Origin of the sequence: Sphingomonas sp. Leaf30 (assembly GCF_001422525.1) — a bacterium.
GTDB lineage: Bacteria > Pseudomonadota > Alphaproteobacteria > Sphingomonadales > Sphingomonadaceae > Sphingomonas > Sphingomonas aerolata.
Window position 1 is genome coordinate 1,362,590 of sequence record NZ_LMKZ01000001.1, and the last position, 26,306, is coordinate 1,388,895.

Sequence of the window (26,306 nt, forward strand, 5' to 3'; positions counted from 1 at the left end):
GCCAAACAACCAGAATTTTAGGAGAATAGCATGTTCGATCAGCTCGTCTTCACTCCCGCCGACATCGACCTGTCGCGCTCGCCGCTGGCGGGCAAGGTCGGGGCCGAAACCTATGTGCTCGGCGCCTTCAATCCGGGGATGACGCGGCTGGCGAACGGCAATCTGCTGCTGATGGTACGCGTGGCCGAGGCGTTGCGCGAGCCGGTCAAGGGCGGCAACGTCCATGCGATCCGCTGGCAGGATGGCGCCTATCTGCGTGATGCGTGGCCGTTGCAGATGGTCGACACCAAGGATCCGCGCAAATTCCTGATCCCCGGCGGCGGGTGGAAGGTGATGGCGCTCACCTCGCTGTCCTGGCTCCTGCCGGTCGAGCTCGATGCCGAGGGCCGTTCGGTCGTCGCGGTCCATTACGACAAGGCGATCGCGCCGCGCACACCCTACCAATGCTACGGCGTCGAGGATGCGCGCATCTCGAAGGTCGGCGACCGTTATCTGATGACGACCTGTTCGGTCAGCCCGGAACGGCATTCGACCACGCTTTATTCCTCCGCCGACGCGCTCGACTGGCAGCTCGAGGGGATCGTGCTCGATCACCAGAACAAGGACATGCTGATCTTCGAAGGGCTGATCGGCGGGCAATATTGGGCGCAGACGCGGCCGCTCGGCGACCTGTATTTCGCCTATCCCCCGGGCAGCGAATGGCGCGCCGGGCCGTCGATCAACCTGTCGCGCTCGCCCGATGCGCTCCACTGGAAGCCGCATGACAAGCCCGGCATCCGCCCGCACGCCGCCACGGTCTCGACCGCGCGGATGGGCGGGGGGACGCCACCGATCCTGACCGATCGCGGCTGGCTGAGCCTGTGGCACGGCGTCGAGCCGTCGGGGGTGGTCGGCATCTACCGCACCTATTGGTCGATCCTCGACAAGGATGACCCGTCGATCACGATCGCGACCCAGCACGCGCCGCTGCTCGAGGCGAACCCCGCGCTGACCGAGCCGCTGAAGGACCAGATGTACGTCGACAATGTCGTCTTCACGACGGGCATCGCGGACGCGGGCGATTTCTACGTCGTCGCGAGCGGCGAGGCGGATCTGGCGTGCCGGATCACGCATATCGCGAAGGATGCGTTCACCCCGCCCGCTTGATGCGGTTCTGCGTGTGCCACGGGGGGCTGCGGCAGGACCGCTTCGCGAGCCCCTCCGAACCTAGCAATCCCTTCTTGGACTAATCGCCCAAGGTCTTCAGGTAGGCGGTTCGCTCAAGCGTCTTGCGTGCTAGACATTCGCCTTCCAGTTCCGTGCGGGCAGACCCTCGCATGTCCAAACCCTCCCAGTTGCACTGCGCGTCGCGGAAGCTCACCCAGGCGCGCTGGGACCGCGTCAACGCATCGACCCAGGTCGGCATGCCGTCCTGATCGGTGAAGTTCGCGACATCCAGCTTCCGCTGGTACGCGATGGTCCGCTTCCACTGCGCGTTCAATGCAGCATCCGCCCGATGGTAATCTTCAAACGCACAGCGATTGAGCTCAGATTGTCCCTTCGGATCGGCGCAGGTGAACACCATCACGCCTTGTGCAAGCAGAAGGAAGGCGATCACCGCGTCACCGGATCGGCTGGTGTGCCGCGCGGCGGCTTTGGCTTGAAGCTCTTCATCGGGAGAAGTTGTCACAATTTCGAACGCCGGCAAACAGGCTGTTTGGTACACGCGTGAACAGCGATCCGGCGCGCCTGCTCCCTTGAAACCCCGGCGAGAAATCGGCATCGCGTCGGGCATGGCCGCACCCGTCAACATCCTGCATCTCCATTCCTCGTTCGACCTTGGCGGGAAGGAGGCGCGGGCGGTGCGGTTGATGAATGCGTTCGGCGATCGCGCCAAGCACACCATCGTGTCGGGCGTGCCCGATGCGCTGGGCGCGCAGGCGTCGATCGCCAAGGGGATTCGCTACGAGATCGCGCAGAACCCGCCGCCGCTGACGGGCAAGCCGTCGGTCGCGCGCTACGAGGCGATCGCGCAATATATGCGGCGGTTCGACCTGGTACTGAGCTATAACTGGGGGGCGATCGACGGGGCGATGGCGCGCCGCGCGTTCGGCAAGGGCGCGCCGCCGCTGGTCCATCACGAGGACGGTTTCAACGCCGACGAGGCGGGCGGGCTGAAGATCGAGCGCAACATCTATCGTCGGCTCGCGCTGGGTGCGGCACATGCGCTGGCGGTACCGTCCGAGGTGCTCGAGGCGATCGCGCTGAAGACCTGGAAGCAGCCGCGCGAGCGGGTGCACCGGATCGTGAATGGAATCGGCACCGCCTATTACGCGCAAAAGCCCGAACCCAAGGCGATCCCGGGGTTCGTCCCGAAGGCGAAGGAGGTCGTCATCGGCGCGCTGGCGGGTCTGCGCGAGGTGAAGGACCTGACCGCACTGGTGCGTGCGGTCGGCGGCGTGTCCGGACGGGTGCGGTTGGTGATCGTCGGCGAAGGGCCCGAGCGCGCGCGGATCGCCCAGGCGGCGGCGGCGATGGGGATGGCTGACACGCTTGTCCTGCCGGGATTTCTCGACCGGCCGTATCGGTTTATCGGGCATTTCGACATCCTCGCTCTGTCGTCGCGCAGCGAGCAGTTTCCGATCTCGGTGGTCGAGGCGATGGCCGCCGGCCTGCCGATCGCGAGCTATCCGGTCGGCGACGTCGCGCGGATGGTTGCGCCTGAAAACCTGCCGTTCATCACCGAGGCGCCGAGCGAGGTACGGCTGCGCGATGCGTTGCAGGCGCTGGTCGCGGACCCGGCACTGCGCGCGTCGATCGGGGCGGCGAATCAGCGGCGTGCGCGGGCCGAATTCGACGAATCGGTGATGATCGCGCGCTACCGTGCGCTGTACGAAGAGGCGCTCGGCAGACCCGGCGCGCTAACCTAGGTCTTAATTTGCTCGCACGCTGCGTCCTTGCGATATAGGGGGCCGTATTTTCCGGGAGAGGTGACGTCGTGTTCAAGGGCCTGAAGCCTATCGTCTATAACGGTCGCGAAGTGTGGCCGCTGGTGGAAGGCGGCAAGGGAGTCGCGGCGACCAACCATGCGTCGGCCGGAGCCTGGGCCGCCGCGGGTGGCATCGGCACGGTTTCTGCCGTGAATGCCGATAGTTACGATCCAGAGGGCAAGATCATCCCGCAGGTCTATGCCGCGCTGACGCGGCGTGACCGGCATGAGGAGCTCGTCCAATATGCGATCGACGGTGCGGTCCAGCAGGTCGAGCGCGCCTATGAGATCGCCGACGGCAAGGGCGCGATCAACATCAACGTGCTGTGGGAAATGGGCGGCGCGCAGCGGATCCTGCACGGCGTGCTCGAGCGGACGCGCGGCAAGGTGGCGGGCGTCACCTGTGGCGCAGGCATGCCCTACAAGCTCAGCGAGATCACCGCGTCCTACGGCGTCAGCTATCTGCCGATCGTCAGTTCGGGGCGGGCGTTCCGTGCGCTGTGGAAGCGCGCCTATTCGAAGGCGGCACAGTGGCTGGCGGCAGTCGTGTACGAGGATCCCTGGCTCGCGGGCGGGCATAACGGCCTGTCGAATGCCGAGGATCCGCTGAAGCCGCAGGATCCCTATCCGCGCGTGAAGGAACTGCGCGACGTGATGCGTGAGGGCGGTATTTCGGACGATGTGCCGATCGTGATGGCGGGCGGCGTCTGGTACCTGCGCGACTGGAACGACTGGATCGACAATCCCGAGCTCGGCACGATCGCGTTCCAGTTCGGCACCCGCCCGCTGCTGACGCGCGAAAGCCCGATCCCGCAGGGGTGGAAGGACGCGCTGACGAAGATCGAGGAAGGCGATGTGCTGCTGCACAAATTCTCGCCGACCGGCTTCTATTCCTCGGCGGTGCGCAACCCGTTCCTGCGCAGCCTCGAGGCGCGGTCCGAGCGCCAGATCGCGTTTTCGACGCAGGAGGCGGGCGACCACATCTTCCAGCTCGACGTCGGCGTTAAGGGCAAGAATTTCTGGGTGACGCGCAACGACCTGCTGCGCGCGCGCCAGTGGTTCGGCGACGGCTATACCGACGCGCTCAAGACCCCCGACAATACGCTGGTCTTCGTCGGTCCGGAAGAAAAGGGCATGATCCGCAAGGATCAGGCGGATTGCATGGGCTGCCTGTCGCAATGCTCCTTCTCGAGCTGGGCGGATACAGAGACCAACTCGACGGGGCGGCTCGCCGACCCGCGCAGCTTCTGCATCCAGAAGACGCTGCAGGATATCGCGCATGGCGGCGACATCGACCAGAATCTGATGTTCGCCGGCCATGCGGCGTATAACTTCAAGAAGGACCCGTTCTATTCCAACGGGTTCGTGCCGAGCGTCGGGCAGCTGGTCGATCGGATCCTGACCGGCGACTGAGCCGGTCAGGGTAGGGGGGCAAAGGCATGACGCTGCATGCGTGGACGGTGTTCCTTGTCGCGGTGATCCTGTTGTGCGGGACGCCGGGGCCGAACATGCTGCACGTCATGACGCGCAGCATGACCTTCGGCGCGCGGCGCAGCCTGGCGGCGATGGCGGGGTGCCTGACCGCGCTGGTCCTCGTCCTCGCCGCATCGGCGGCGGGCGTCGCGGCTTTGCTGACTGCCTGGCCGCGGGTGTTCGACGCGCTGCGTTATGCCGGTGTCGCCTATCTGATCGTGCTGGGGATCAAGGCGTGGCGCGGTGCCGGCGGGCCGGTCGATCTGGGTGCCGACACGCTGCCGCGCACGATGTCGGCCGCACGGCTGTTCCGCGGCGGGTTCGTGATCGGCATCAGCAATCCCAAGCTGCTGCTGTTCGCCGCCGCCTTCCTGCCGCAGTTCGTCAACCGCGCGGCGCCGCAGGGGCCGCAGTTCGCGATCCTCGTCGTCACCTTCGCGGTGGTCGAAAGCCTTTGGTATGCGGTCTATGCGATGAGCGGGCGGACGCTCGCGCGGCATCTGACGCGACCGGCATTGCGGCGCGCCTTCGACCGCGCGACGGGGGCAGTGTTCGTCGGCTTCGGGCTCGCACTGCTCGGAACACGCGTCTGACGCGGCGGCCGAGGTTGCCGATTGGCGGGATAGCGCGCATACCGGGCGCATTGCGGCGCTTCATTCGGGCAAGCCACGACTGAGAGACGTATCGCGCTCCCGCTCCCTGCCGGGATTATCAGATGACCACCACGCCCAGCGCCGATGTTGCGCCCATTTCGCGTGCGATGAACGTACGCGTCACCGAGGCTCAGGCCGTCGCGATGTGCGCCAAGCACAAGGTCGAGATCAGCGCGATCGAATCGCTGCCGTCGGGCGGAACACGGATCGTCCTGATGAACATTGCGGATGCCGCGACCGTCGCCAAGGCGTTCGGGTCGAAGGTCCTGACGGGCACCGTCCAGCGGACCGGCTGGATCCGCGCACGGTGACTTGAGGGGCGACGCGCGGACCTTCAGGCCCGCGCGCGCCAGACGTTTCAGTCGGCGACCGTGCCGACCACCGCGCCGCCGGCGCCACCGACGGCCGCACCCTTTTCAACGCTACCGCCCGTCGCCGCGGCGACACCCGCACCGCCCGCAGCACCAATGCCTGCGCCCTTGAGCGTCGAACACGCGCTCATCGACATGGCGGACGCGATCAGCAGCGCGGAAACAGCAATCTTCTTCATGGGATACTCCTCTTTCTCTCCGGGGGTATCCAACAAATGCCGCACTGCGGAATCGGTTCCGGACACGGGTGCGGGCACTTGGGAGCGACCATCAGGCCCAGCCTTCGAGCACCTGATCGGGCGGGCGGTGGCCATCCGCCCACATCCGGATGTTCTGGATCACCTTCTCACCCGTCGCGATCCGCCCCTCGAACGTCGCCGATCCCATGTGCGAGAGCATCACGACGTTATCGAGCGCGAGCAGCCGCGGATCGATCTGCGGCTCGTGGCGCCAGACGTCGAGCCCAGCACCGGCGAGCCGGCCCGCCTCGAGCGCGTCGACCAGCGCGGTCTCGTCGACCACCCCGCCGCGCGAGGCGTTGATGAGGAAGACGTGCTGGCGCATCAGCGCGATCCGCCGCGCGTCGATCATGTCCCGGCTGTCGGCGTTCAGCGGGGTGTGGATCGTGACGATGTCGACTGCGCCGAGCAGCTCGTCGAGCGAGGCGTGCCACGTCGCGCCGAGCGCCTGTTCGAGCGCGACGGGCAGGCGGCGGCGATTGTGATAGTGGATCGAGAGGCCGAATGCGGCGGCGCGGCGCGCGACCGCCTGTCCGATCCGGCCCATCCCGACGATGCCGAGTGCCTTGCCGCCGATCCGGTGGCCGAGCATCCCGCCGGGGCTCCAGCCGGTCCATGCGCCCGAACGAACGAGCTTCTCGCCCTCCGCCAACCGCCGCGGCACCGACAGGATCAGCGCCATCGTCATGTCCGCGGTGTCTTCGGTCAGCACCCCCGGCGTGTTGGTGACGATGATCCCGCGCGCCCGCGCCGCCTTCAGGTCGATATGGTTCACGCCCGCTCCGTAATTGGCGATCAGGCGAAGGCGATCGCCCGCGCCGGCGATCAGCGCGGCGTCGATGTCGTCAGTGACGGTCGGGACCAGCACATCGCAATCGGCCATCGCGGCGGCCAGCTGGTCGCGGCTGAGCTTGGCATCGCCGTGGTTGTTGGTCGTGTCGAACAGCGCCGCCATACGGTCCATGACCGCATCGGCGAGTTCGCGCGTGACGACCACCTTGGGGTTGGGGCAGCGCCGGGTGTCGGGCCAGCTGTCGGGGCGTGGATCGGGCATGACTGTGGCTTGGCGAACGTCATCCACGGCGTCAACGATGGAGCGGCGAAACCGCGCTGCGATCCGTGGAACGGCGGCGGGCAAGCTTAGCAGTTGAAACCGCCGCCGCGGTGGCGATAGAGCTTGGCCGGACACGAACCGCGTCGGCAACAGGACATCAGCATGCGCATTCTCGCCTTCGGGCTCGCCGCCCTCGTCACGGCGGCGCTGGGCGCCGAGCCTGCCGCCGCCGCGGATCCGGTGCGCAAGCTTCCCTATTATGCCTCGATCTCAGCGGGGCGCGCGCGGTTGCGGACCGGCCCGGCCCGCGCCTATCCCGCCAGCTGGCTGTATCAGCGTGCCGACCTGCCGGTGCGCGTGATCGCGATCCACAAGGAATGGCGCAAGATCGCCGATCCGGACGGCACCGAAGGCTGGATGCAGGCCAATCTGATGAGCAGCACGCGCACCGCGATCGTGCGCGGCACGACCCCGATCGCGATCCTCGACCGCCCGAGCGAGAGCGGACGCCTGCAATGGCGCGCGGCCCCGGGCGTGGTCGGTCGGCTGAGCCAGTGCGGCAATGGCTGGTGCAAAATGGACATCAAGGGGCAGGCGGGTTTCGTGCGCGTCGACGCGCTGTGGGGAATCGATGCGGACGAAGCGCTGCCCTGAACGATGACGGGCCATCGCACCCGGATCGCGTCATGCGGATAGAGCGCGACGATCTGACGCGCGACGCGGTCGTCGATCTGGTCGCGCTTCACCAGCGCGCCGCGCATGCCAACTCGCCACCGGACTGTGTCTTTGCCCTCGACCTCGCCGGGCTGCGCGATCCGTCGGTGGTGGTGTGGTCGGCCTGGGACGGGGCGGGGGGCGATTCGGCGCTGCTTGGGATCGTCGCGGTGAAGCCGCTCGACGCGGGGCATTGCGAACTGAAATCGATGCGGACGCATCCCGACCATGTACGCCGCGGCGTCGGCGCGGCGCTGCTGGAGCATGCGATCCGCCATGCCAGAGACATGGGCGCGACCCGGATCAGCCTCGAGACCGGGAGCAACGCCGCCTATGCTGCGGCGCGCGCGCTGTACGAACGCGCAGGCTTTGTCCGCTGTAAGCGGTTCGGGTCCTATCCGCCCTCACGGTTCAGCCAATATTACACGCTGGATCTCTGACGGCGGCAGCGCTCGCCGGGATCAGCTTGACGGCGCGGGACGTGCCCGGCACGCGCGGCGGATGATCGACGCCATGCCCGTGCCGAGCCCGATGATCGCCGCGGCGGCGCTGGGCGTGCTCGGGGCGATCGTCGGCAGCTTCATCGCCGCGCTCGTGATTCGCTGGCCGCAGGACCGGTCGGTCGTTCACGGGCGGTCGGCGTGCGATGCGTGCGGGCGGACGCTGACCGTGATCGATCTCGTCCCGCTCGTCAGTGCACTGCTGCTGCGCGGCCGGTGTCGGTCTTGCGGTGCGCAGATCGATCCGTTGCACTGGCGGATCGAGGCGTGCGGGCTGGCGATCGGTATCGCTGCGGGGCTCGTCGCGCCGGGGCAGGCCGCCTTGTGGGGCGCGGTCTTTGGCTGGCTGTTGCTGGCCCTCGCCGCGCTCGATCTCGTCGCCTTCTGGCTGCCCGATCGTCTGACCATTTTGCTCGCGCTCGGCGGTGCAGCGGGCGGCTTCGCCGGACTGGCGCCCGGGGGACTCGACCGGATGATCGGCGGGGTCGCGGGGTTCGCCCTGCTCTGGGTGATCGCGGCCGGCTATCGTCGGATCCGTGGGCATGACGGGATGGGCGGCGGCGATCCCAAGCTGTTCGGTGCGATCGGGCTGTGGCTCGGCTGGCAGATGCTGCCCGCCGTGTTGCTGATCGCCAGCATGGTCGGGCTGGGCGCGGTGCTGACGATGCGCGTCGGCGGCAAACCCGTCACCGGGCAGACCGCGATGCCGTTCGGCGCATTGCTGGCGATCGCGGCTTATCCGGCCTGGCTCTTCATGATAGCGTCGGGCGGATGATGCTATTGCTTATCGCCGCGGCCGTGCAGGCCGCCACGCCCGCCAAGACGGTGCCCGGCGACACCACCAAGGCTCCCGCGACGCTCGGTCCGATCGGCAAGCAGGCGATGCCCGCACGGGGATGCGCAGCGTATCTCTGGTCGACGGGCGACCGCGCGCTGGTAGCGATGGCGACCGCCGACTCGGCGCGGTTGCGTCTCGCGGTCGACGGCAAGCCGGTCGATTATGCGCGAGTCGACGAGGCCGGGCCGGGTGGCTACGGCTTTGCCGGGGTCACGACCTATCGCGGTGGCGACCTGACCGTCGCGCTCGACATGACGATCGTCACGCGCGAGGATCTGGCGTCAGGCGCGATGGTGCCCAATGCGACGCTACGGCTCGAGCGGCCGGGACGCGACACCATCGTCCTTCCGGTGGCCGGCATGATCGGCTGCGTGTGAATCGTCGGATGACGGAAACCAACCCAAGTTTCGTGCGTTGCGAGGGGTTAACGGGGATGAATCGAACGCGGTCGCCCTTCGAAAGGGGATCGTGTTTCCTGTGACGAGTTCGACAAGACGGCACTATTGGCTGGCGATCGCTCTGGCGGCGACTGTGGCTGCTCCCGGCGAAGCCCAGCTGGCAAAGCCCGGTACCGCGCCCGCGAAGGGACCCGACGCACCAACGGCCGAGCAGCGATCCGACACAGGTGTCGCCGATCCCAAGGGTAACGCCCCGATCGTTCCCGATGCGGAATTCAACCAGGCGCTGCCGCCGCTTTCGAACGACATCAACGCACCGCTCGAGCCGATGGCGAGCGAGACGGCGCCCGTGACCCCCGCGACGGATGTGACCCCCGCGACGACCGCGTCGGGCGCCGTCTTGCCCCCCACCGGTCCCGAAGATCCGCAGCTGGTCGTGCCGCTTCCCGCACTCGCGAGCTACGACACGGCACCGCTGGCGACTGCTGCGGACATCAAGGACAAGGATGCGCCCGAGATTCGCTACGACGCGGAGATCAAGGGTCTGGCCGATGCGGGCGACGGGCTCGAGGCGCGCTACAAGGCGCTGTCGGCGTTGAAGGGCGGCGGCAAGGCGGCGAACACAACGCAGGTTTCGGCGCGCGCGAAGGAAGACGAGGCGCTGGTCGTCCGGCTGCTGAAGTCGCTCGGCTATTATGACGCGACCGCAGTCTCGACGATCGAAACCGTGCCCGACAAGCCCGGCCGGCTGAAGGCAATCGTCAGCGCGCAGCCGGGTCGGCTCTACACGCTCGGCTCGATCGACGTGAAGACCGCGCAGACCATTCCGCCGGATCTGGTGCGCAGCCAGTTGCCGCTGAAGGTCGGCGATCCGATCCAGGCGGACCGGATCCAGGGGGCGGAAGCCAATGTCTCGCTGATGCTGCCGCAGATGGGCTATCCGTTCGTCAAGGTCGGCGAGCGCGACATCCTGCTCGACGACGAGGCGCAGGTCCCGACCGGTGCCTATACGCTGCCCGTCGATACGGGGCCGCGCGCCTCGTTCGGGCAGTTGCGCACCGAGGGCGACGCGGTGTTCGACATCGAGCATCTGAACGTCTTTCCGCGGTTCGAGGCGGGGCAGCTTTACGACAACCGGATGACAGACGACCTGCGCGACGCGCTGGTCGCGACGAGCCTGTTCCAGAGCGTCTCGGTGGTGCCGCAGCGGACCGGCCGCACCAACCCCGACGGCACCGAGCAGGTCGACCTGCTGGTCCGGCAGGAAAAGGGCCCGGCGCGCACGCTGGGCGGCAATGTCGGCTTCTCGACCGGGCAGGGCTTCCGCGCCGAGGGGACTTGGCAGCATCGCAACCTGTTCCCCTATGAGGGTGGCCTGCTCGCGTCGGTGATCGCGGGGACGCAGGAACAGGGCCTTGCGGGCACGTTCCGTCGCGCCAATGCCGGGCGTCGCGACCGCACCTTCAGCCTGACGGCGGGGGCCAATCATTCGAACTACGACGCCTATGAGGCGTTCACGACGAGCGTCGGCATCCGCTGGAGCTATGATTCGACGCCGATCTGGCAGAAGCCGATCACCTATTACTACGGCGGCGAGCTCGTCGGCACGAACGAGAGCGTCTATGACTTCGCGCAGGGGCGAAACGTCCGGCGCACCTACGGCATCGTCGCGCTGCCCGGGCAGCTGTTGTTCGACCGCTCCGACAGCCTGCTGAACCCGACCAAGGGCTTCCGCCTGCGTTTGAACGCCAGCCCCGAAACATCGGTGCAGGGCTCGGTCAAACCCTATGTCCGCGCGATGGTCGAGGGGACCTTCTACTATCCCGTGTCGAGCAGCATCGTGATCGCCGGCCGCGCCAAGGCGGGAACGATCCAGGGCGTCGCGCGCGACGATCTGGCACCCTCGCGGCGCTATTATGGCGGCGGCGGCGGATCGGTCCGCGGCTATGGCTATCAACGCCTCGGACCGTTTGATCCCAATGGCGATCCGGTTGGTGGCCGCTCGCTCAACGAGTTCGCGCTCGAGGCGCGCTACCGGTTCGGTGATTTCGGCATCGTGCCGTTCATCGACGCGGGCAACAGCTATGAGAGCAGCACGCCGAACCTGTCGAGCCTGCGCTACGGCGCGGGTATCGGCGGTCGCTTCTACACCAGCTTCGGTCCGATGCGCATCGACGTCGCGACGCCGCTGAACCCACGCGAGGGCGACGGCAAGGTCGCGCTCTACATCTCGATCGGGCAGGCATTCTGATGGCCGAAAACGGCGCACCCCCTGCCGACCAGGGACCTATCGATCAGGCTGACGACAACGTCGTCGCCCGACGGCCGCTGTGGCAGCGGATCCTCAAGGGGATCGTGATCCTGATCGTGGCGCTGATCGCACTTGTGCTGATCGTGCTGTTCGGGATCAACACCGATCCCGGTCGCCGCCTCGTCGCGGATCAGATCGGTGGCTATACGACCGCGTCCGGTCTCAACATCAAGGTCGGCCGGATCGACGGATCCATCTACGGCGCGATGACGCTCAGCGACGTTCGCGTGTCGGACCCGACCGGCGTGTTCCTCACCAGCCCGAAGCTGCGCGTCGACTGGCGCCCATTCGCCTTTGCCAGCAACCATGTCGATGTCCGGTCGCTGACCACGCCGCTGGTCACGCTGCAACGGCGTCCGGTGCTCAAGGCAACCCCGACCGATCCCAACGCGCCGCTGCTGCCCGATCTCGATATCGACGTGAACCGGCTGGTGATCGACCGGTTCGTGATCGGCAAGCCGGTGACGGGCCAGACGCATATCCTCAAGATAGACGGCGCCGTCCATATCGCGGACAAGCGTGCACAGCTGACGACCAACGCCGCCGCGCTGACCGGCCCAGGCATTGCCGGCGGTGACCGACTGATCCTCAAGCTCGACGCGGTGCCCGAACAGAACAAGCTCGACGTCAACGTCAAGCTGACCGCGCCCGTCGGCGGCGTGGTCGCGACGATGGGGTCGCTCAAGGCGCCGCTGACCGCGACGGTGGACGGCCGTGGAAGCTGGGCCGCCTGGCGCGGCCGTGCGGTCGCGACGCTGGGCGGCGGCGAGCTCGCCAATCTCGGCCTGACCGCGAAGAACGGCCATATCGAGGTGCGCGGCGCGACCCGCCCCGGCCTCTATCTCGAAGGCCCGGTCGAGCGCCTGACCGCGCCACAGCTCGACGTGTCGATCGACACGACGCTGAACGACCGCAAGGCCGACACGCGCATGACGCTGAAGTCGGACGCACTGGCGGTCGATGCCGGCGGCCTGATCGATCTCGCCAACAGCCGGTTCGCCAACTTCGCGGTCGACGCTAAGCTTCTGACCCCAGGGGCGATCCTGCCCAATCTGCGCGGTCGCGATGTCACCGCGCGCGTCGTCCTCGACGGGGCGTTCGCGACCCCGACGGTCGACTACAAGGTCCGGGCCGCGACGATCGCCTTTGGCGACATGGGTGTCGAGAACCTCTACGCCGAGGGTCTTGCGCGCGTGAATGCCGACCGCATCCTCCTGCCGATCAAGGCGCGCGCACGTCGCGTGACCGGGCTGAATGCGGCGGTTGGCGGTCTTGCGACCAACGTCGCGATCGACGGGGACTTCGCGATCTCCGGCGTCAACGTCCTGTCCGACAATCTCAAGATCCGTTCGGACAAGATCGACGCGACCGCGGTCGTCGTCGCGAACATGTCGACCGGACGCTACACCGGCGCGCTCAAGGGGCGGGTCAACAACTACCGCGTCGACGGGATCGGCATCGTCAACCTGACGACCGATGCGAAGCTGGTGCCGGGCCCCAATGGCGGGTTCGGCATCACCGGCCGCGTCGTCGCGCAGACCGCACAGATCTTCAATGAGGGCGCGCGCAGCTTCCTCGGCGGCAACGCGATCGTCCGCTCCGATATCGGGTACAGCCCCGAGGGGATCGTGACCTTCCGCAACCTCCGCATGAACGCGCCGCGATTCCGCGTGACGCGCGGCGAGGGGCGGTTCGATCCGGCCACCGGCGCCGTGCTCGTCAACGCCGATGCCTATTCGACCGTCTACGGGCCGCTCTCGGCGCGGGTCACGGGCAGCGCGACCGCACCGGTCGTCGTCCTGCGCGCACCGCGGCCGGGCGTCGGCGTCGGGCTGGTCAATCTCCAAGCGCGGGTCGTTGGGCGAAACGGGGCCTATGCCGTCGTCGCGAGCGGCGGCACCGATTACGGGCCGTTCACCGCCGATGTGCTGGTCACGCCGGGCACGCAGCTTGCGGTCGACGTGCGCCGTGCGGTCTTCGCGGGCATCGTTGCACGCGGCCGGATCGTGCAGAGTGCGGCGGGGCCGTTCGCCGGTGCGCTGCAGTTCGCAGGGCAGGGGCTGACGGGCAATGTCCGTCTCGCCAACCAGGGCGGGTATCAGCGCGCCGATGTCGCTGCGCGGGCCTATGGTGCGAAGATTCCGGGGATGGTCGATTTCACGATCGGCCGCGCGATCGTCGATGCCAGCGCCGTGCTGTATCCCAAGGCGCCCGAAGTGATCGCCGACGTCCAGATCGCCGACATGCGCTACGGCGAGGTCGTGTTGTCGGCGGCCCGCGCGAAGGTGAATTACGTCGGCGGCAAGGGCACCGCCCAGGCGCTGGCGACGGGGTCGAGCGGCGTGCCGTTCCGCCTCGCGATGAATGCGAAACTGAGCCCCGAGAATTATCTCGTTGCGCTCAAGGGGCAGGCGAACGGCATCGACTTCCGCACCGCCAATCCTGCGCGGATCCAGGCGGCTCAGGGCGTCTATCGTCTTGCGCCGACCCGGATCGATTTCGGTCAGGGGACCGCAGCCGGCGCAGCGCGTCTTGCCGGCAGCTATGGTCGTGGGTTGAACGCACAGGCGCGGCTCGACAAGCTCGACCTGTCGGTACTGAGCGCGCTGATGCCGAACCTTGGGATCGGCGGCACCGCGACAGGCAGCCTCGACTTTGCCCAGGCCAACAGCACTGCGGTGCCCACGGCGAACGTCCGTGCGACGGTGAGCAACTTCACCCGCACGGGAATCGCGGCGGTGTCCGATGCGGTCGACATCGTGTTCGCCGGCACGCTCAATGCCGATGGCGGGACCGGCCGCGCGCTGGTCCGGCGCGGGACGACGGTGGTGGGGCGCATGGTCGCCAATCTCCGGCCGCTGGGCGCTGGCGCGTCCTGGTCCGAACGACTGATGGCGGCACCGCTGTCGGGTGGCATCCGGTACAACGGGCCATCGGCAGTGCTGTTCAGCCTGGCCGCGCTGCCCAATCAGCAGCTGTCCGGGCCGATCGCGATCGCGGCGGACTTCTCCGGGCGTGTTCAGGCCCCGCGCCTGAACGGCATCGTGCGGGCCGATTCGCTGACCTATGACAATGAGGTCTACGGCACGCGGCTGTCGCAGATGGCGATCAACGCGCGGTTCAATAACGACCGGCTCGAACTGACGCAGTTGCGGGCTCGTGCCGGCAATGGCAGCGTCCAGGCCCAGGGCAGCGTCGGGCTTGCCGCGGACAGCGGCTTCCCGATCGATCTGCGCGCGACGCTCGACAATGCACAGCTGGCGAAGAGCGACGCGCTGAGTGCGACGACGACCGGGTCGGTACGGTTCACCTATGGCCGCGATGGCGGACTGCTCAAGGGTGACCTGCAGATCCCGGAGGCGCGCTACGAGATCATCCGCCAGGGTCAGGCGGAAGTCGCCGAGCTGACCGGTATCCGCCGCAAGAGCGAGATCCGGCCGGCCCTGCCGACCGATCGTCCCGCGCGGCCCGCGCCGCCGAGCCTGATCAAGCTCGACCTCCGGGTGCGGGCGCCGAACCAGCTGTTCCTGTCCGGCATGGGTCTCGAATCGGAATGGGAGATGGACATGCGGATCACCGGCACGTCGACCGCGCCGGTCGTCACGGGTGGGCTCGACATCGTTCGCGGGACCTATTCGTTCGCGGGCAAGCGGTTCGAGGTCAATCGCGGCACGATCCGCTTCCGTGGCGGGGCGCTGACCGATCCGGACATCAACATCCAGGCGACGACGACCACGAACAACATCACCGTCGTCATCAACGTCACGGGCACCGGCCAGCGCCCGCAGATCGCCTTCACCTCGACCCCGGCGCTGCCGCAGGACGAGGTGCTGAGCCGGCTGTTGTTCGGCACCAACCCCGAGAATCTCTCGGCGACCGAGGCGATCCAGCTGGCGTCCGCGCTCAATTCGCTGCGCGGATCGGGTGGCGGGCTGAACCCGCTCGGCAAGCTGCGCTCGGCGACCGGCTTCGATCGTCTGCGCGTCCTTGGCGCCGACGAGGCCAGCGGGCGTGGCACTAGCCTTGCGGCAGGCAAGTACCTGACCGACAACATCTATGTGGAGATCGTGACCGACGCGAAGGGCTTCACCTCGACCCAGCTCGAGATTGCCCTGACCAAGGCGCTCAGCCTGCTCTCGTCGGCCGGCGCGCAGGGCGGGACCAATGCCAGCGTGAAATACTCCAAGGACTATTGATCGCCTCATCCCGTGGCGGCGCGAATCACGCCCGCCACGGGATCTTCCCAGACGCGAGACGCGGCGCGTAAAGCTCGCCGCGCGATCCTCGCAGCCAGACACAGGTCTGCCCGATTGCGGACGTGGGCGCGCTCCGCCGACCCATATACCGTGTTGCTGGTTTTGCAGGCAGGCTGCTTCGGCCTGCGCCCTGGCGCTGATGCGCTACCCATCTTGTCTGTACGGCGCAGCCGGGCGGCGTCATGCGCGCGCTGCAGCGGTAGCGACCGGTCGCATATCCGGACGGCCATGGGGATGGCCCGTCGGCGGCTACCCGTCGGCTTCAGGCCAGAACGGGTCTTAAAACACTATAGTTGAATGGCATTCAAAGTGGCCCGGCACCAATGGAAGACTGCCCGCAATGCGCGGGTTTTTCCAAAAGCGCCGGGCCGGCACCTGTTCACCAGGGGCGGATTTGGTCGCCGTAGATGAGCGAAAGAATGAGCTTCAGCACTTTTTTTCTCCCTTGTTCACGCCCGTTAGGGCGCAACCGGAAGTTAACCGGGCGTTAACTTGAACTCAACATGGTTTATTGATCGTTAACCACGTTTACGTGCCAGCATGGGAGGCTTAACGCTATCTTCAGTATCGGCAGCTAGCGTTTAGGGATGATCGACCGCTCGCATATTCCTTTCGGCTGCACGTGCGACTCGCATCGCGGCGGTTATGCGTCTGCGAGGCTGGCGCATGACTGACGCGTCGGATCCCGCGACTATGTCGTGCCTGCCCGTGGCCTTTCATGGCTGGCAATTCGTCATCCTCGCCGAGGTCGCGAATTTCGCAATGCTTCGCCGCCATGTCGGACGCGCGCGCGCGGACACGCTGGTCGGCGATATCGCGCTGAGGATCGCGGCGGTTCTGCCGCAATCGCGTACCGAGATCGCCGCGCGTGATCTGATCGACATCGCGCTTCTGGCGGATCAGCAGGACGAGCTCGACCTCGCGCTCGAGCTGATCGCACATGCCTTCACCACGCCGTTCGACATCGACGGCGAGCTTTATCACGTCGACCTGACGCTGGGCGGCGCGTCGGTCCGCGCACCGCAGCACGACGAGGTCCGCCTGATCGAGGAAGCCGAGCTCGCGCTTGCCGATGCCCGGGTCGAGCGCGGACCGATCGCGCGCGACGTATCGGCGGCCAGCGCGTCGCTCGACCGGCTGATGCTGGCGCGTGAGCTGCACAAGGCGATCGGCGGCGACCAGCTGTTCCTCCAATATCAACCCAAGGTCCATCTGCGCCGGCAGGAGATCGTCAGTGTCGAGGCACTGGTCCGCTGGCGCCATCCGCAGCGCGGCCTCGTGTTGCCGAGCGACTTCATCCCGATCGCGGAGGAGAGCCGCGACATCGTTGCGCTCACGCTGTGGACGATCGAGCAGGTCATCGGCGACCAGCGGATCCTGGCGGCGCATGGCCATGAACTGCCGATCTTCATCAACATCGCCGGCGTCCTGCTCGCCGATGCGCGATTCGTGCGGCAGGCGTGTGAGATGATCACGGCGAGTGGTGCGCGTCTGGGTTTCGAGATTACCGAGACGTCGGTTATCCGCGATCCAGAAAGCGCGATCAGGAATTTACAGGTTTTCGCGGATATCGGCATCGTGATTGCCATCGACGATTATGGCGCCGGCCTGTCATCACTCGCCTATCTCAAACAGCTTCCCGCCAGCGAGCTCAAGATCGACAAGCTCTTCGTCACGCAACTCACCAGTTCGAACCGCGATCCGCTGATCGTCCGGTCGACGATCGACCTGGCGCATGCGCTCGAGATGGAGGTCGTCGCAGAAGGGGTTGAAACGCCCGCGGCAATGGCGCTGTTGTCGGTCATGGGGTGCGACATGATTCAGGGATTTCTGGTGAGTCGCCCGATCGGTATCGACGCTCTGCTGCCGTTCCTCGCGGAAGAGCGTCATCTCGCGATCGCCCGCGATGTCCGGTCACCGCTCACGCGGATCGCGGCTGTCCGGAAGACCGGCTGAGTGCTGCGGCTGGGGAGGGGACCGATGACGGTCTGGCGTGGACTGCCGGCGGTTCTTCTGGCCCTCACTGCAATGCCCATGTCTGTTCGTGCCGAATCACTGCCTCAGGTCCGGTTCGATATCGCGATCGGGGACGCCAAATCCGCGATGCAGATCGACCCTGGCGACGCCATTCTGAGGGCATCGAAAGCGGAAAAGGCGGCCGCCGCCATAGCGGACCCGGAGAGGCGGGAGTTGGCCATCGCAACGGCGCAGTGGCTGCAGGGGGAGGCGGCGTTACGTCTGGATCGCAACGATCGCGCAGCCGGATTGATCGATAGCGCGCTTGCGACGGTCGTCAGGCTAAACCCCGGCTCGGCGCTCCACGGGGAGATCCTCTTGTCTCGTGGCGGCGTGCACGGGACCCGTGCGGAGCTGGGGGCGGCCTTGGCGGACTATCAGGCCGCGCATAATATTTTCCGCAAGCTCGGGGATTTGCGCAATCGCGCCAAGTCGCTCATGCTGATCGCAATGCTGTACAGCGACGGTAACGACAGCGAGTCCTCCCTCAAATATCTAAGCCAGGCTCTGGAGGTCTATCGCGGCGACCCGGGCATGCTCGTGGCGATCTACAACAACCGGGCATCTAACTTTCAGGAGCTGGGCCGGCACGCCGAGGCTGAGGCGCAGTATCGCAAGGCTCTGGCGCTTGCGGAGCAGATAAAGAGCCCGTTGCTGCAGGCCCGCATTCAGGGTAATATCGCGCGTGTTTTGCTGAAGGCGCATAAGATCGCCGCCGCAGCACAGGCTCTCGCGGCCAGCCAGCGCCTAGCAAAGGCATCAGAGACCGCAGTCTGGCAGGTTCAGCTGCTACCGATAGCTGCCGGAGTCGCCTTGCAACAGGGGAATTTGCCGCGTGCGCTGGCGCTGATCTCGCAACGTTTTGCGGGCGTCGATCTGACGACGACAGGCCTGTCGTCTCGCGAAGGGCATCAGGTTGCCTACGCGATCTACAAGGCCCTTGACCGACCCGTCGATGCGCTCGCCCATCTCGAGGCACAGAAGCGTTTGGATGACCAGGCGACCGCGATTGCCACCAATGTGAGCACTGCCTTGCTGGCAGCCCGGTTCGATTTCGCGAACCAGGAACTGAAGATATCGAAGCTGCGCGCGGACGAACTCGAGCGCAGCGTGCGGTACGAACAAGACCAGGCGAAGACCGAGCGGCTGATGTTCATCGGCGCGATCGCGGCGGTTTCGATCATCATCGGCCTGCTCGCGCTGGGGCTGGTGACGATTCGCCGCAGTCGCGACAAGGTGCGCGCCGCGAATGACGACCTCGCGATCACCAACGCGGCGCTCGGCAAGGCGCTTGCGGCGAAGACCGAGTTCCTGGCCACGACCAGCCACGAGATCCGCACGCCGCTGAACGGGATATTGGGCATGACCGAGGTCATGCTCGCCGATTCGCGCCTGACGCCGGACCTGCGCGATCGCCTCGGCATCGTGCGCGGCGCGGGGGCGACGATGCGCGCGCTGGTCGACGACATTCTCGACATCGCCAAGATGGAAACCGGCAACCTGACGATCGAGTTCGCGCCGTTCGATCTGTGCGCCACGGTGACCGATGCTGCGCAGATGTGGGAGGAGCAGGCCCGGTCGAAGGGGCTGTCATTCACGCTCGACATGACCGACTGCCCCGCCCGGATCATGGGCGACGCCGCGCGGGTGCGGCAGATCGTGTTCAACCTGTTGTCGAATGCGCTGAAATTCACCCGCGTGGGCGCGGTGACGGTGGCGTTGCGGACCGGTGAAGACCGGCTGTGGCTCGACGTATCCGATTCGGGCATCGGCATTCCGGCAAACAAGCTCGACGAGATCTTCGAATCCTTCCGCCAGGCGGATGCCGGAACGACGCGGCAGTTCGGCGGAACCGGGCTCGGCCTGTCGATCTGTCGCAACCTCGCGCGCGCGATGAATGGCGACGTCACGGTCACCAGCCGCGAAGGGCAGGGCGCCACGTTCACGCTCAGCCTGCCGCTGGTCCATGCGGAGGCGATCGCGCTCGGCGACCTGGGGGCCGATCAGGGAACCGGCGCGGCGACGCTGATCATCGACCGCAATCCCATCATGCGCAGCATGTTCCGGACGCTGGTGACACCGCATTGCGACATCGTCCTGACCGCCGCCTCGATCGACGAGGCTGTCACACTGCTGGCGCAGACGGTCGTCGCGAACATCGTGATCGACGATGCGATGTTGCGCGCCGGTGGCGATCCGGGGCTGGCGCTGGAGCAGCTGACACGGGCGGCGGGTGATGCCGCGACGACGCTGTTGTGGCCCGCCGATCGGCTCGACGATCCGACACTGCTCACGCCTGCCATTACACGCATCGTTGCGAAGCCGGTATCGGGTGCCGCTCTGGTCGAAGCGATCTTCGCGTCGCCAGTAGTTAAAAACAACGCAATTCCCGATCTTGTCTCGCGGGCGGCTTGATGCGTAAACGCCTAGCAATGACGGACAGTGCGCCTCTCCCGGTCGACCCGTCACGGAGGATATGTTGAACATATTGTTCATCGAGGACGATCGGATGAACCGCCGCGTGGTGGGCGACATGCTCGACGTGGCCGGCGCGACGATGGTCGAGGCGGAAAGCGCCGAGCGTGGCCTCGAAATCCTCGACGAGCAGGATTTCGAGATGGTGCTGGTCGACCTGCGCATGCCGGGCATGGACGGGATCACCGCGATCCGCCACATTCGCGCGCGGTCCGACGCCAAGGGCATGGTCCCGATCATCGTTGTGACCGCGGACGTCGCCCCCGACCTTCGCCAGCGCTGCCTTTCCGCGGGCGCCGACGACGTGATTTTCAAGCCGGTCGCGATGGATTCGCTGTTCGACGCGATCGGCCGGATCCTCGCGCGTGAGGCACAGGGCGACGGGCTGATCGGCTGATCACAGGCCGGTCATACGGCCGCTAGAGCGTCTTTTCGTAGACCTGATAGACCTTGTTCATGCGGCTCTCGATCGTCTCGGCGATCGAGCGCATCCCCTGATTGTCGTCGAGGATCCAGCCGATCTCGGCGCGGGTCGCGCCGTAATCCTGCGAAGCGGAACGCCGGATATATTCGATCATCATGAAGGCGAGCTGGCTTGCCATGCGCGACGACTGCAGCTCCCGGACGACGCCCATCAGCGGGACGCGGACTGTTTTTACCTTTGGTTTGCGCAGCCACAGCAACAGCTTGGCCCAGCCGAACGGCAGGAGCGACCCGCGCAGCGGCTTGATCGCCTCGTTCAGGTCGGGCAGCGTGATCATGAACGCGACGGGCTTGCCGTCGACCTCGGCGATCCGGATCAGGTCGTTGAAGACGATCGGCTTGAGCTTGACCCCGACATCCTTGATCTCGGGGGGCGTCAGGGGCACGAACCCCCAGTTGCTCGACCAGGCATCGTTGAGGATGGCGAGGATGATCGCGGCCTCGTCCTCGAACCGCGACTTGTCGACCTCGCGGATGACGATCCGCGGGTTCTTCTCGCCCGACTTGATGATCCGCTGGACGATCGGCGGGAACTGCCGCGTGACGTCGACCTCATAGGTCATCAGCCGCTTGACGGGGACCTGGCCCGACCGCTCGACCCAGTCGCGATATTCGGGACGCGCATGCCCCATCATGATCGTCGGTGCGTGATCATAGCCTTCGACGAGGAGCCCGGGCTCCTCCCAGATCGACATGCTGATCGGGCCGAGCATCCGCGCTATGCCCTGCGCGCGCAGCCAATCCTCGGCCGCGGCGAGCAAAGCCTGGAACACCGGCTCGCTCTCCGCCTCCATCAGCCCCCATTGGCCGACGCCGGGGCCAAAGCCCTGTTCGGCGGGCATGGTGAGCGCGAGCGTGTCGATATGCGCCGAGATGCGACCGACGACACGGCCATTCTCCTCGGCGAGGAACAGCTGCGCCTTGGCATGGCTGAACCAGCCATTCTTTTCGGGCGTGATCAGCCCGAGCGCTTCGGTCTTGAGCGGCGGGACCCAGTGCGGATCGTCGCGATAGAGGCCGAAGGGCACGTCGACAAAGACCTTGCGATCACGCTTCGTCTCGACCTTGCGGATCGTTATCGTACCGGCCATTGGCTCGCCCCTCAGCGCATCGTCGTCAGCCGCTGCGGATATCGACGATTACGCGGTTCGTACAGCGGCTATTCCTCGGTCCGGAACAGCACCGCCTCGCCGATCAGGAAGAACAGGAGGAAGGGCGCCCAGGCGGCGAGAAACGGCGGATAGGCGCCGAGATTGCCCATCGCGAGCGCGAAATTGTCCGCGACGAAATAGGCGAAGCCCAGCCCCATGCCGATCACCGCGCGGATGAACAGCTTGCCCGAGCGAGCGATGCCGAACGCCGCGACCGCGCCCAGCAGCGGCATCAGCACCGACGACAGCGGTCCCGACAGCTTGTGCCAGAGCGATCCCTCGAGTGCCTTGGTCGGGCGCCCCGCATCGGCCAGATCGCCGATCGCCGCCTTCAGCGCGCCGAAGGACAGGCTGTCGGCGTCGACGCTCGCGAGCGTGAACTGGTCGGGCCGGACATCGCGCCCGACGACCACCGAGCCGAGCGTGGTCAGCGTGCCGCTGGCGACGTCGAACCGCGTCGCGGGGCCGATCTCCCAGCCCCCGGCGACGCGCTTGCCATTGGGGGCGCGGATGATCGAGACGAGGCTGCCGCCGGCGCGATCGTATAGCGTCACCCCGCCGAGCCGCGTTCCGGCGCCCTTGCCGCGCGTCTGGTTCACCTGGATCAAATCGTCGCCGTCGCGCACCCAGACATTGGCACGGTCGCCACGGTCGATCGGCATCGCGCCGTAATTGACCTTCTGCCACTGCGACAGGGTGGCGGTGGCGCGCGATACGACGCGGTCGTTGAAGCTGAAGCTGACGATCGCGACGACCAGGCTGGCAATCAGCAGCGGGGCGAGCACCTGATGCGCGGAGAGGCCCGACGCCTTGAGCGCGATGATCTCGCTGTTCTGGTTCATCGTGATCAGCGTCAGGATGGTGCCGAGCAGGACCGAGAAGGGCAGCGCGAAGGCGATGATCTGCGGTGCGCGAAGGCTGACATATTGCCAGACCTGGGCGTCGCCATTGCCCGCCTGCGCCAGGATGTTGCCCGATTCGCTCAGCAGATCGAGCGCCTGGAGCACGAGGACCAGCGCCGCGAGGATGCTGAACGTCCGCGTCATGAACAGCCGGCCCATATAGACCGCGACCGTGCGCGACGGAAAGATCGTGATCCTGCTCATGCCGTCTTCTCTTTGCGGCGCCCGGGCAGCCGGCTGGTGATCGCCTTGACGATCCGGCCGACGCCGCGCTCCAGCGCACCGATCGGCTCGCCGCCGGGCACATAGGCGATGGTGTAGTACATCCACAGGATCAGCCCTGCGAACACCGTGAACGGCACCCAGAGCGCGATCAGCGGGTCGATCCGGCCAAGCTCGCCGACGTCCGCCGCATATTGGTTCACCTTGTGATAGGTGACGATCATCACGATCGACAGGAAGACGCCGAGACCGGACGTCGACCGTTTCGCCGGCACGCCGAGCGCCACCGCCAGCATCGGCAGCAGGAACATCATCGCCACCTCCGCCAGACGGAAGTGGAATTCGGACCGGCTTGCATCGCGCAGCTCGGGCGTCGCCGCCTCATGCCCCGCACGCGCAAGTTCGGGCAGCGTGAATTCCAGGTTGCGCCCGCCGCGGACGCGGAAGCTCTCGAACTTGGGCAGGTTGATCGGCAGGTCATGGCTGCTGAAGGTCAGCACGCGCGGCGTCTTGAATTCGGGCCGTTCGTGGATCAGCGTCCCGTTGGCGAGACGGAAGATGATGACGTTGGGATCGTCGGTCGCGAGGAAGCGTCCCTTCTCCGCGGTGACGCCGATCCAGTCGTTCTTCGGCGTCTGCGCATGGACGAAGATGCCCGACAGCTCGCGCCCCTTGTCGCGGCTCTGCTCGATCCGCAGCGTCATCCGGTCGCCCAGATGCGTGAATTCACCGACCTTGATCGACGCGCCGAGCGCGCCGGTGCGCAGCTCGAAGCGGAGCCCCTCGTAATAATAGCGGGCGATCGGCTGGAGATAGCCGACGATCAGCAGGTTCGCGATCGCCAGCACGATGGCGAACATATAGGGCACCCGCAGCAGCCGGGTATAGCTCATCCCGACGCTGCGCAGGACGTCGAGTTCCGACGTCGTCGCGAGCTTGCGGAACGCGAGCAGGATACCGAGCAGCAGCCCGATCGGAATCCCGAGGCCGAGATATTCGGGCAGCAGATTGGCGAGCATCCGCCAGACGACGCTGATCGGCCCGCCCTCGGTCGCGACGAAATCGAACAGCCGGCGCATCCGGTCGAGCACGAGCAGCATCGCCGCGATGATCAGCGTCGAAAAGAGCGGGACCGCGATCAGCCGGGCCATGTAGCGATCGATGGATTTCATGAAGCGGGGGCTCTGCGAGCGCCTCGAACGCGAGGCGTGGGGCGGGTCTATATCAGCTTTTCGCGCGGGATATAGGGCGGCGGCTATAGTTCGGACGGGGCGGGCCTGTCACGGTCTATTCGGCCGCCATCTGGCGGGGCGGGGTGGGGCGATCGGTGCCCATCGCCGCCGCGACCGCGCGTTCCAGGCCGCTCAGCGTGAAGGGTTTGCGCAACACCTCATGCTCACCGAATTCGCTCGTCGCGGCCTCGCCCGCAAAGCCGGTGACGAACAGGATCGCGATGTCGGGGAACAGCGGCCGCAATGCCGCGATCATCTCGGGCCCCGTCTGGCGCGGCATCAGGACGTCGGAAATGATAAGGTCGATCGCGCCGTGACGCGCGAGCATCGCCGCCGCATGGGTCGGGTCGTCACAGGCGACCGGATGATGGCCCAGCTCCTCGAGCGCACCGATCGTCGCGGCGAGCACGCGGGGATCATCCTCGACCACCAGCACGTTCAGCCCGGTCGGCGCGACGGGCTGCACCGGCTCTGGCAGGTCCGCAAACGGCAGGACGGGTTGCGGCTCGATCGCGGGATCGCTGGTGTCGCGCGGCAGAGAGAGCGTCACCGTCGTTCCCTCGCCGACCACGCTGGCGATCGCGATCTCGCCGCCCAGCTGCCGGACCAGGCCGAAGATCTGGCTGAGGCCAAGCCCGGTGCCCTTGCCGGTTTCCTTGGTGGTGAAGAACGGCTCGAACACGCGCTCGGCGACGTCCGGCGACATGCCGCTGCCATCGTCGGCGACCGTGATGGTGGCAAAGTCGCCGGCTGGGCAGTCGCCGATCGCGCCCGCGGTCAGCACCGCAGCGCCAGTGGTCACGATCATCGTGCCGCGGCCGTTCATCGCGTCGCGCGCGTTGACCGCAAGGTTGAGCACCGCATTTTCGAGCTGGACGCGATCCGCGCGGACCCGCCAGCCCTCGGACGCGTCGACGACGTGCAGCGTGATCGCATCGCCGAGCGTCCGGTCGAGCAGGTCGGACATGCCCTCGACCAGCCCTGCGACCCCCATCGTCTCGGGTTTCAGCGAATCCTCGCGGCTGAAGGCGAGCAGCCGGCGGGTCAGCGCGGCGGCGCGGGTAGCGCCATCGGTCGCACTCTCGATGTGCCGCCGCGCGGTCGCCGGATCTCGCGCGATGTTGCGCAGCGCCAGTTCCAGCCCGCCCAGAATGACGGCCAGCATGTTGTTGAAATCATGTGCAATGCCGCCGGTCAGCCGGCCGACCGCGTCCATCTTCTGGACCTGCCGCAACTTGGCGTCCTGCACGCGCAGCTCGGCGGTGGCCTGTTCGACCGCGGCGGACAGTTCCTCGGCACGGCTGCGCTCCATGTCCGCGTCCGCCTGCGCGACCGCACGGTCGCTGACCGCGCGGATCGTGAACCAGCCCAGCCCGATCGCGCCCAGAACGATCAGCATCCCGAACACCGCGAGCACGCCCGCGATCGAGCTCGAGCGTTCGACCGATGCCATCGCCCGCGACGTCCGGTTGTCGAGCAGCGCCCGCTCGCGCGCGATGAGCCGGTCGAGCGTCCGGTTGATCGCGATGAGCGTCGGGGCGTTGCGTCCCTGGTAATAGCGCGCGAACGCCTGCGAATTCTTGCCGTAATTGGTGCTGAGCGCGGTCATCGACAGCTCGCGGCCGCGGTCTTCATAGGCCTGGCGCAGTTCGGCGATGTGCCCGCGCTGTTCGCCATTGTCGTAGGTCAGCCGCTCGAGCCGGTTGAGCTGCGTCCCGGCCAGGACCCATTCCTCGAAATAGAGCCGGCCCAGTTGCCGGTCGCCGCTGATCACATAGCGGCCGAGCGACGCTTCGGACCGGGCGATCGTGCTCGACAGCGTGCGCGCGAGGATCATCACGTCATAGCTGTGCGCCTGCAGCCGCAACGCGCTGTCGCGCTGACGGTTCGCGCTGCTTAGCGTGGCGATGAGCCCGACCAGAACGGCGGCGCCCAGCAGCGCCATCACGATGAGCGTGATGGTCCGCCAGGTCGCACCGCCCCCAAGGGCTGCCGCGTCGGCCTCGTCCTGCGTCACCCCGCGACGATAGCGTGCGTATTGCTCCCGACG

Annotated in this window: 21 protein-coding genes; 14 read left to right on the forward strand and 7 right to left on the reverse strand. The window is 66.8% G+C overall.

Annotation, left to right across the window (positions count from 1 at the left end):
- Nucleotides 1-30 precede the first annotated feature (30 nt).
- Entirely contained in the window at nucleotides 31-1,146 is a 1,116-nt protein-coding gene (locus tag ASE89_RS06395) for a glycosidase (RefSeq protein WP_056674911.1), read from the forward strand.
- A gap of 79 nt (nucleotides 1,147-1,225) precedes the next feature.
- Here ASE89_RS06395 and ASE89_RS06400 read toward each other — a convergent pair whose 3' ends face one another.
- On the reverse strand, nucleotides 1,226-1,792 hold the full coding sequence (locus ASE89_RS06400) for a lysozyme inhibitor LprI family protein (protein WP_082451301.1): 567 nt from the start codon (nucleotides 1,790-1,792) through the stop codon (nucleotides 1,226-1,228).
- On the opposite strand from ASE89_RS06400, the gene ASE89_RS06405 reads away from it, so the two are divergent.
- The 4 genes from ASE89_RS06405 (at nucleotide 1,773) to ASE89_RS06420 (ending at nucleotide 5,405) form a co-directional block, all read left to right on the forward strand.
- A complete protein-coding gene (locus ASE89_RS06405) occupies nucleotides 1,773-2,909 on the forward strand; it encodes a glycosyltransferase family 4 protein (RefSeq protein ID WP_056674915.1) in 1,137 nt (378 codons plus the stop codon). The genes ASE89_RS06400 and ASE89_RS06405 overlap by 20 nt on opposite strands.
- Nucleotides 2,910-2,977: 68 nt before the next feature.
- Nucleotides 2,978-4,381 carry an NAD(P)H-dependent flavin oxidoreductase gene (locus ASE89_RS06410; protein WP_056674919.1) on the forward strand — a complete coding sequence of 468 codons (1,404 nt, stop codon included), beginning with the start codon at nucleotides 2,978-2,980 and terminating at the stop codon, nucleotides 4,379-4,381.
- Nucleotides 4,382-4,407: 26 nt separating this feature from the next.
- Nucleotides 4,408-5,034, forward strand: coding sequence for a LysE family translocator (locus ASE89_RS06415; protein ID WP_031441353.1), 627 nt, complete (start codon nucleotides 4,408-4,410; stop codon nucleotides 5,032-5,034).
- 122 nt (nucleotides 5,035-5,156) lie between these two features.
- On the forward strand, nucleotides 5,157-5,405 hold the full coding sequence (locus tag ASE89_RS06420; RefSeq protein WP_197979323.1) for a hypothetical protein: 249 nt from the start codon (nucleotides 5,157-5,159) through the stop codon (nucleotides 5,403-5,405).
- Nucleotides 5,406-5,452: 47 nt separating this feature from the next.
- Here ASE89_RS06420 and ASE89_RS06425 read toward each other — a convergent pair whose 3' ends face one another.
- A complete protein-coding gene (locus ASE89_RS06425; RefSeq protein ID WP_056674920.1) occupies nucleotides 5,453-5,644 on the reverse strand; it encodes a hypothetical protein in 192 nt (63 codons plus the stop codon).
- Between the two features lie 91 nt (nucleotides 5,645-5,735).
- Nucleotides 5,736-6,758: a 2-hydroxyacid dehydrogenase gene (locus tag ASE89_RS06430; RefSeq protein ID WP_056674922.1), complete on the reverse strand. Its 1,023-nt coding sequence runs from the start codon at nucleotides 6,756-6,758 to the stop codon at nucleotides 5,736-5,738.
- A gap of 162 nt (nucleotides 6,759-6,920) precedes the next feature.
- Between ASE89_RS06430 and ASE89_RS06435 the strand changes: the two genes are divergently transcribed.
- The 9 genes from ASE89_RS06435 (at nucleotide 6,921) to ASE89_RS06475 (ending at nucleotide 20,663) form a co-directional block, all read left to right on the forward strand.
- The gene (locus tag ASE89_RS06435; protein WP_056674924.1) at nucleotides 6,921-7,412 is read left to right on the forward strand and encodes an SH3 domain-containing protein; all 492 of its coding nucleotides are present in this window, start codon (nucleotides 6,921-6,923) and stop codon (nucleotides 7,410-7,412) included.
- A gap of 32 nt (nucleotides 7,413-7,444) precedes the next feature.
- Nucleotides 7,445-7,912, forward strand: coding sequence for a GNAT family N-acetyltransferase (locus tag ASE89_RS06440; RefSeq protein ID WP_056674926.1), 468 nt, complete (start codon nucleotides 7,445-7,447; stop codon nucleotides 7,910-7,912).
- A 61-nt stretch (nucleotides 7,913-7,973) separates the two neighbouring features.
- Nucleotides 7,974-8,747 carry a prepilin peptidase gene (locus ASE89_RS06445; protein ID WP_236701628.1) on the forward strand — a complete coding sequence of 258 codons (774 nt, stop codon included), beginning with the start codon at nucleotides 7,974-7,976 and terminating at the stop codon, nucleotides 8,745-8,747.
- Nucleotides 8,744-9,187 carry a hypothetical protein gene (locus tag ASE89_RS06450; RefSeq protein ID WP_052380969.1) on the forward strand — a complete coding sequence of 148 codons (444 nt, stop codon included), beginning with the start codon at nucleotides 8,744-8,746 and terminating at the stop codon, nucleotides 9,185-9,187. The genes ASE89_RS06445 and ASE89_RS06450 overlap by 4 nt, the downstream gene beginning before the upstream one ends.
- 154 nt (nucleotides 9,188-9,341) lie before the next feature.
- Nucleotides 9,342-11,459, forward strand: coding sequence for a BamA/TamA family outer membrane protein (locus ASE89_RS06455; protein ID WP_236701629.1), 2,118 nt, complete (start codon nucleotides 9,342-9,344; stop codon nucleotides 11,457-11,459).
- On the forward strand, nucleotides 11,459-15,715 hold the full coding sequence (locus ASE89_RS06460) for a translocation/assembly module TamB domain-containing protein (RefSeq protein WP_056674929.1): 4,257 nt from the start codon (nucleotides 11,459-11,461) through the stop codon (nucleotides 15,713-15,715). Before ASE89_RS06455 ends, ASE89_RS06460 begins: the two co-directional genes overlap by 1 nt.
- Before the next feature lie 726 nt (nucleotides 15,716-16,441).
- On the forward strand, nucleotides 16,442-17,731 hold the full coding sequence (locus tag ASE89_RS06465; protein WP_236701630.1) for an EAL domain-containing protein: 1,290 nt from the start codon (nucleotides 16,442-16,444) through the stop codon (nucleotides 17,729-17,731).
- Between the two features lie 234 nt (nucleotides 17,732-17,965).
- Entirely contained in the window at nucleotides 17,966-20,206 is a 2,241-nt protein-coding gene (locus ASE89_RS06470) for an ATP-binding response regulator (RefSeq protein WP_236701631.1), read from the forward strand.
- Between the two features lie 64 nt (nucleotides 20,207-20,270).
- Nucleotides 20,271-20,663, forward strand: a complete 393-nt coding sequence (locus ASE89_RS06475; RefSeq protein ID WP_031394137.1) for a response regulator — start codon at nucleotides 20,271-20,273, stop codon at nucleotides 20,661-20,663.
- 22 nt (nucleotides 20,664-20,685) lie between these two features.
- Here the strand turns inward: ASE89_RS06475 and ASE89_RS06480 are convergent, their stop codons facing one another.
- The 4 genes from ASE89_RS06480 to ASE89_RS06495 form a co-directional block, all read right to left on the reverse strand.
- Entirely contained in the window at nucleotides 20,686-21,840 is a 1,155-nt protein-coding gene (locus tag ASE89_RS06480) for a GNAT family N-acetyltransferase (RefSeq protein ID WP_056674931.1), read from the reverse strand.
- A 68-nt stretch (nucleotides 21,841-21,908) separates the two neighbouring features.
- The gene (gene lptG, locus ASE89_RS06485) at nucleotides 21,909-23,006 is read right to left on the reverse strand and encodes an LPS export ABC transporter permease LptG (RefSeq protein WP_056674932.1); all 1,098 of its coding nucleotides are present in this window, start codon (nucleotides 23,004-23,006) and stop codon (nucleotides 21,909-21,911) included.
- Nucleotides 23,003-24,196: an LPS export ABC transporter permease LptF gene (gene lptF, locus ASE89_RS06490; RefSeq protein ID WP_192002974.1), complete on the reverse strand. Its 1,194-nt coding sequence runs from the start codon at nucleotides 24,194-24,196 to the stop codon at nucleotides 23,003-23,005. Before lptF ends, lptG begins: the two co-directional genes overlap by 4 nt.
- A 115-nt stretch (nucleotides 24,197-24,311) precedes the next feature.
- Nucleotides 24,312-26,201: an ATP-binding protein gene (locus tag ASE89_RS06495; RefSeq protein ID WP_082451304.1), complete on the reverse strand. Its 1,890-nt coding sequence runs from the start codon at nucleotides 26,199-26,201 to the stop codon at nucleotides 24,312-24,314.
- Nucleotides 26,202-26,306: the final 105 nt, after the last annotated feature.

Excerpts from the sequence above, each read along its gene's own strand:
- ASE89_RS06395 (WP_056674911.1), top strand. The coding sequence starts at position 31 with ATGTTCGATCAGCTCGTCTTCACTCCCGCCGACATCGACCTGTCGCGC.
- ASE89_RS06405 (WP_056674915.1), top strand. The coding sequence starts at position 1,773 with ATGGCCGCACCCGTCAACATCCTGCATCTCCATTCCTCGTTCGACCTT.
- ASE89_RS06400 (WP_082451301.1), bottom strand. The coding sequence starts at position 1,792 with ATGTTGACGGGTGCGGCCATGCCCGACGCGATGCCGATTTCTCGCCGG.
- ASE89_RS06415 (WP_031441353.1), top strand. The coding sequence starts at position 4,408 with ATGACGCTGCATGCGTGGACGGTGTTCCTTGTCGCGGTGATCCTGTTG.
- ASE89_RS06420 (WP_197979323.1), top strand. The coding sequence starts at position 5,157 with ATGACCACCACGCCCAGCGCCGATGTTGCGCCCATTTCGCGTGCGATG.
- ASE89_RS06425 (WP_056674920.1), bottom strand. The coding sequence starts at position 5,644 with ATGAAGAAGATTGCTGTTTCCGCGCTGCTGATCGCGTCCGCCATGTCG.
- ASE89_RS06430 (WP_056674922.1), bottom strand. The coding sequence starts at position 6,758 with ATGCCCGATCCACGCCCCGACAGCTGGCCCGACACCCGGCGCTGCCCC.
- ASE89_RS06435 (WP_056674924.1), top strand. The coding sequence starts at position 6,921 with ATGCGCATTCTCGCCTTCGGGCTCGCCGCCCTCGTCACGGCGGCGCTG.
- ASE89_RS06440 (WP_056674926.1), top strand. The coding sequence starts at position 7,445 with ATGCGGATAGAGCGCGACGATCTGACGCGCGACGCGGTCGTCGATCTG.
- ASE89_RS06445 (WP_236701628.1), top strand. The coding sequence starts at position 7,974 with ATGATCGACGCCATGCCCGTGCCGAGCCCGATGATCGCCGCGGCGGCG.
- ASE89_RS06450 (WP_052380969.1), top strand. The coding sequence starts at position 8,744 with ATGATGCTATTGCTTATCGCCGCGGCCGTGCAGGCCGCCACGCCCGCC.
- ASE89_RS06460 (WP_056674929.1), top strand. The coding sequence starts at position 11,459 with ATGGCCGAAAACGGCGCACCCCCTGCCGACCAGGGACCTATCGATCAG.
- ASE89_RS06465 (WP_236701630.1), top strand. The coding sequence starts at position 16,442 with ATGACTGACGCGTCGGATCCCGCGACTATGTCGTGCCTGCCCGTGGCC.
- ASE89_RS06480 (WP_056674931.1), bottom strand. The coding sequence starts at position 21,840 with ATGGCCGGTACGATAACGATCCGCAAGGTCGAGACGAAGCGTGATCGC.
- lptG (WP_056674932.1), bottom strand. The coding sequence starts at position 23,006 with ATGAGCAGGATCACGATCTTTCCGTCGCGCACGGTCGCGGTCTATATG.
- lptF (WP_192002974.1), bottom strand. The coding sequence starts at position 24,196 with ATGAAATCCATCGATCGCTACATGGCCCGGCTGATCGCGGTCCCGCTC.
- ASE89_RS06495 (WP_082451304.1), bottom strand. The coding sequence starts at position 26,201 with ATGGCGCTGCTGGGCGCCGCCGTTCTGGTCGGGCTCATCGCCACGCTA.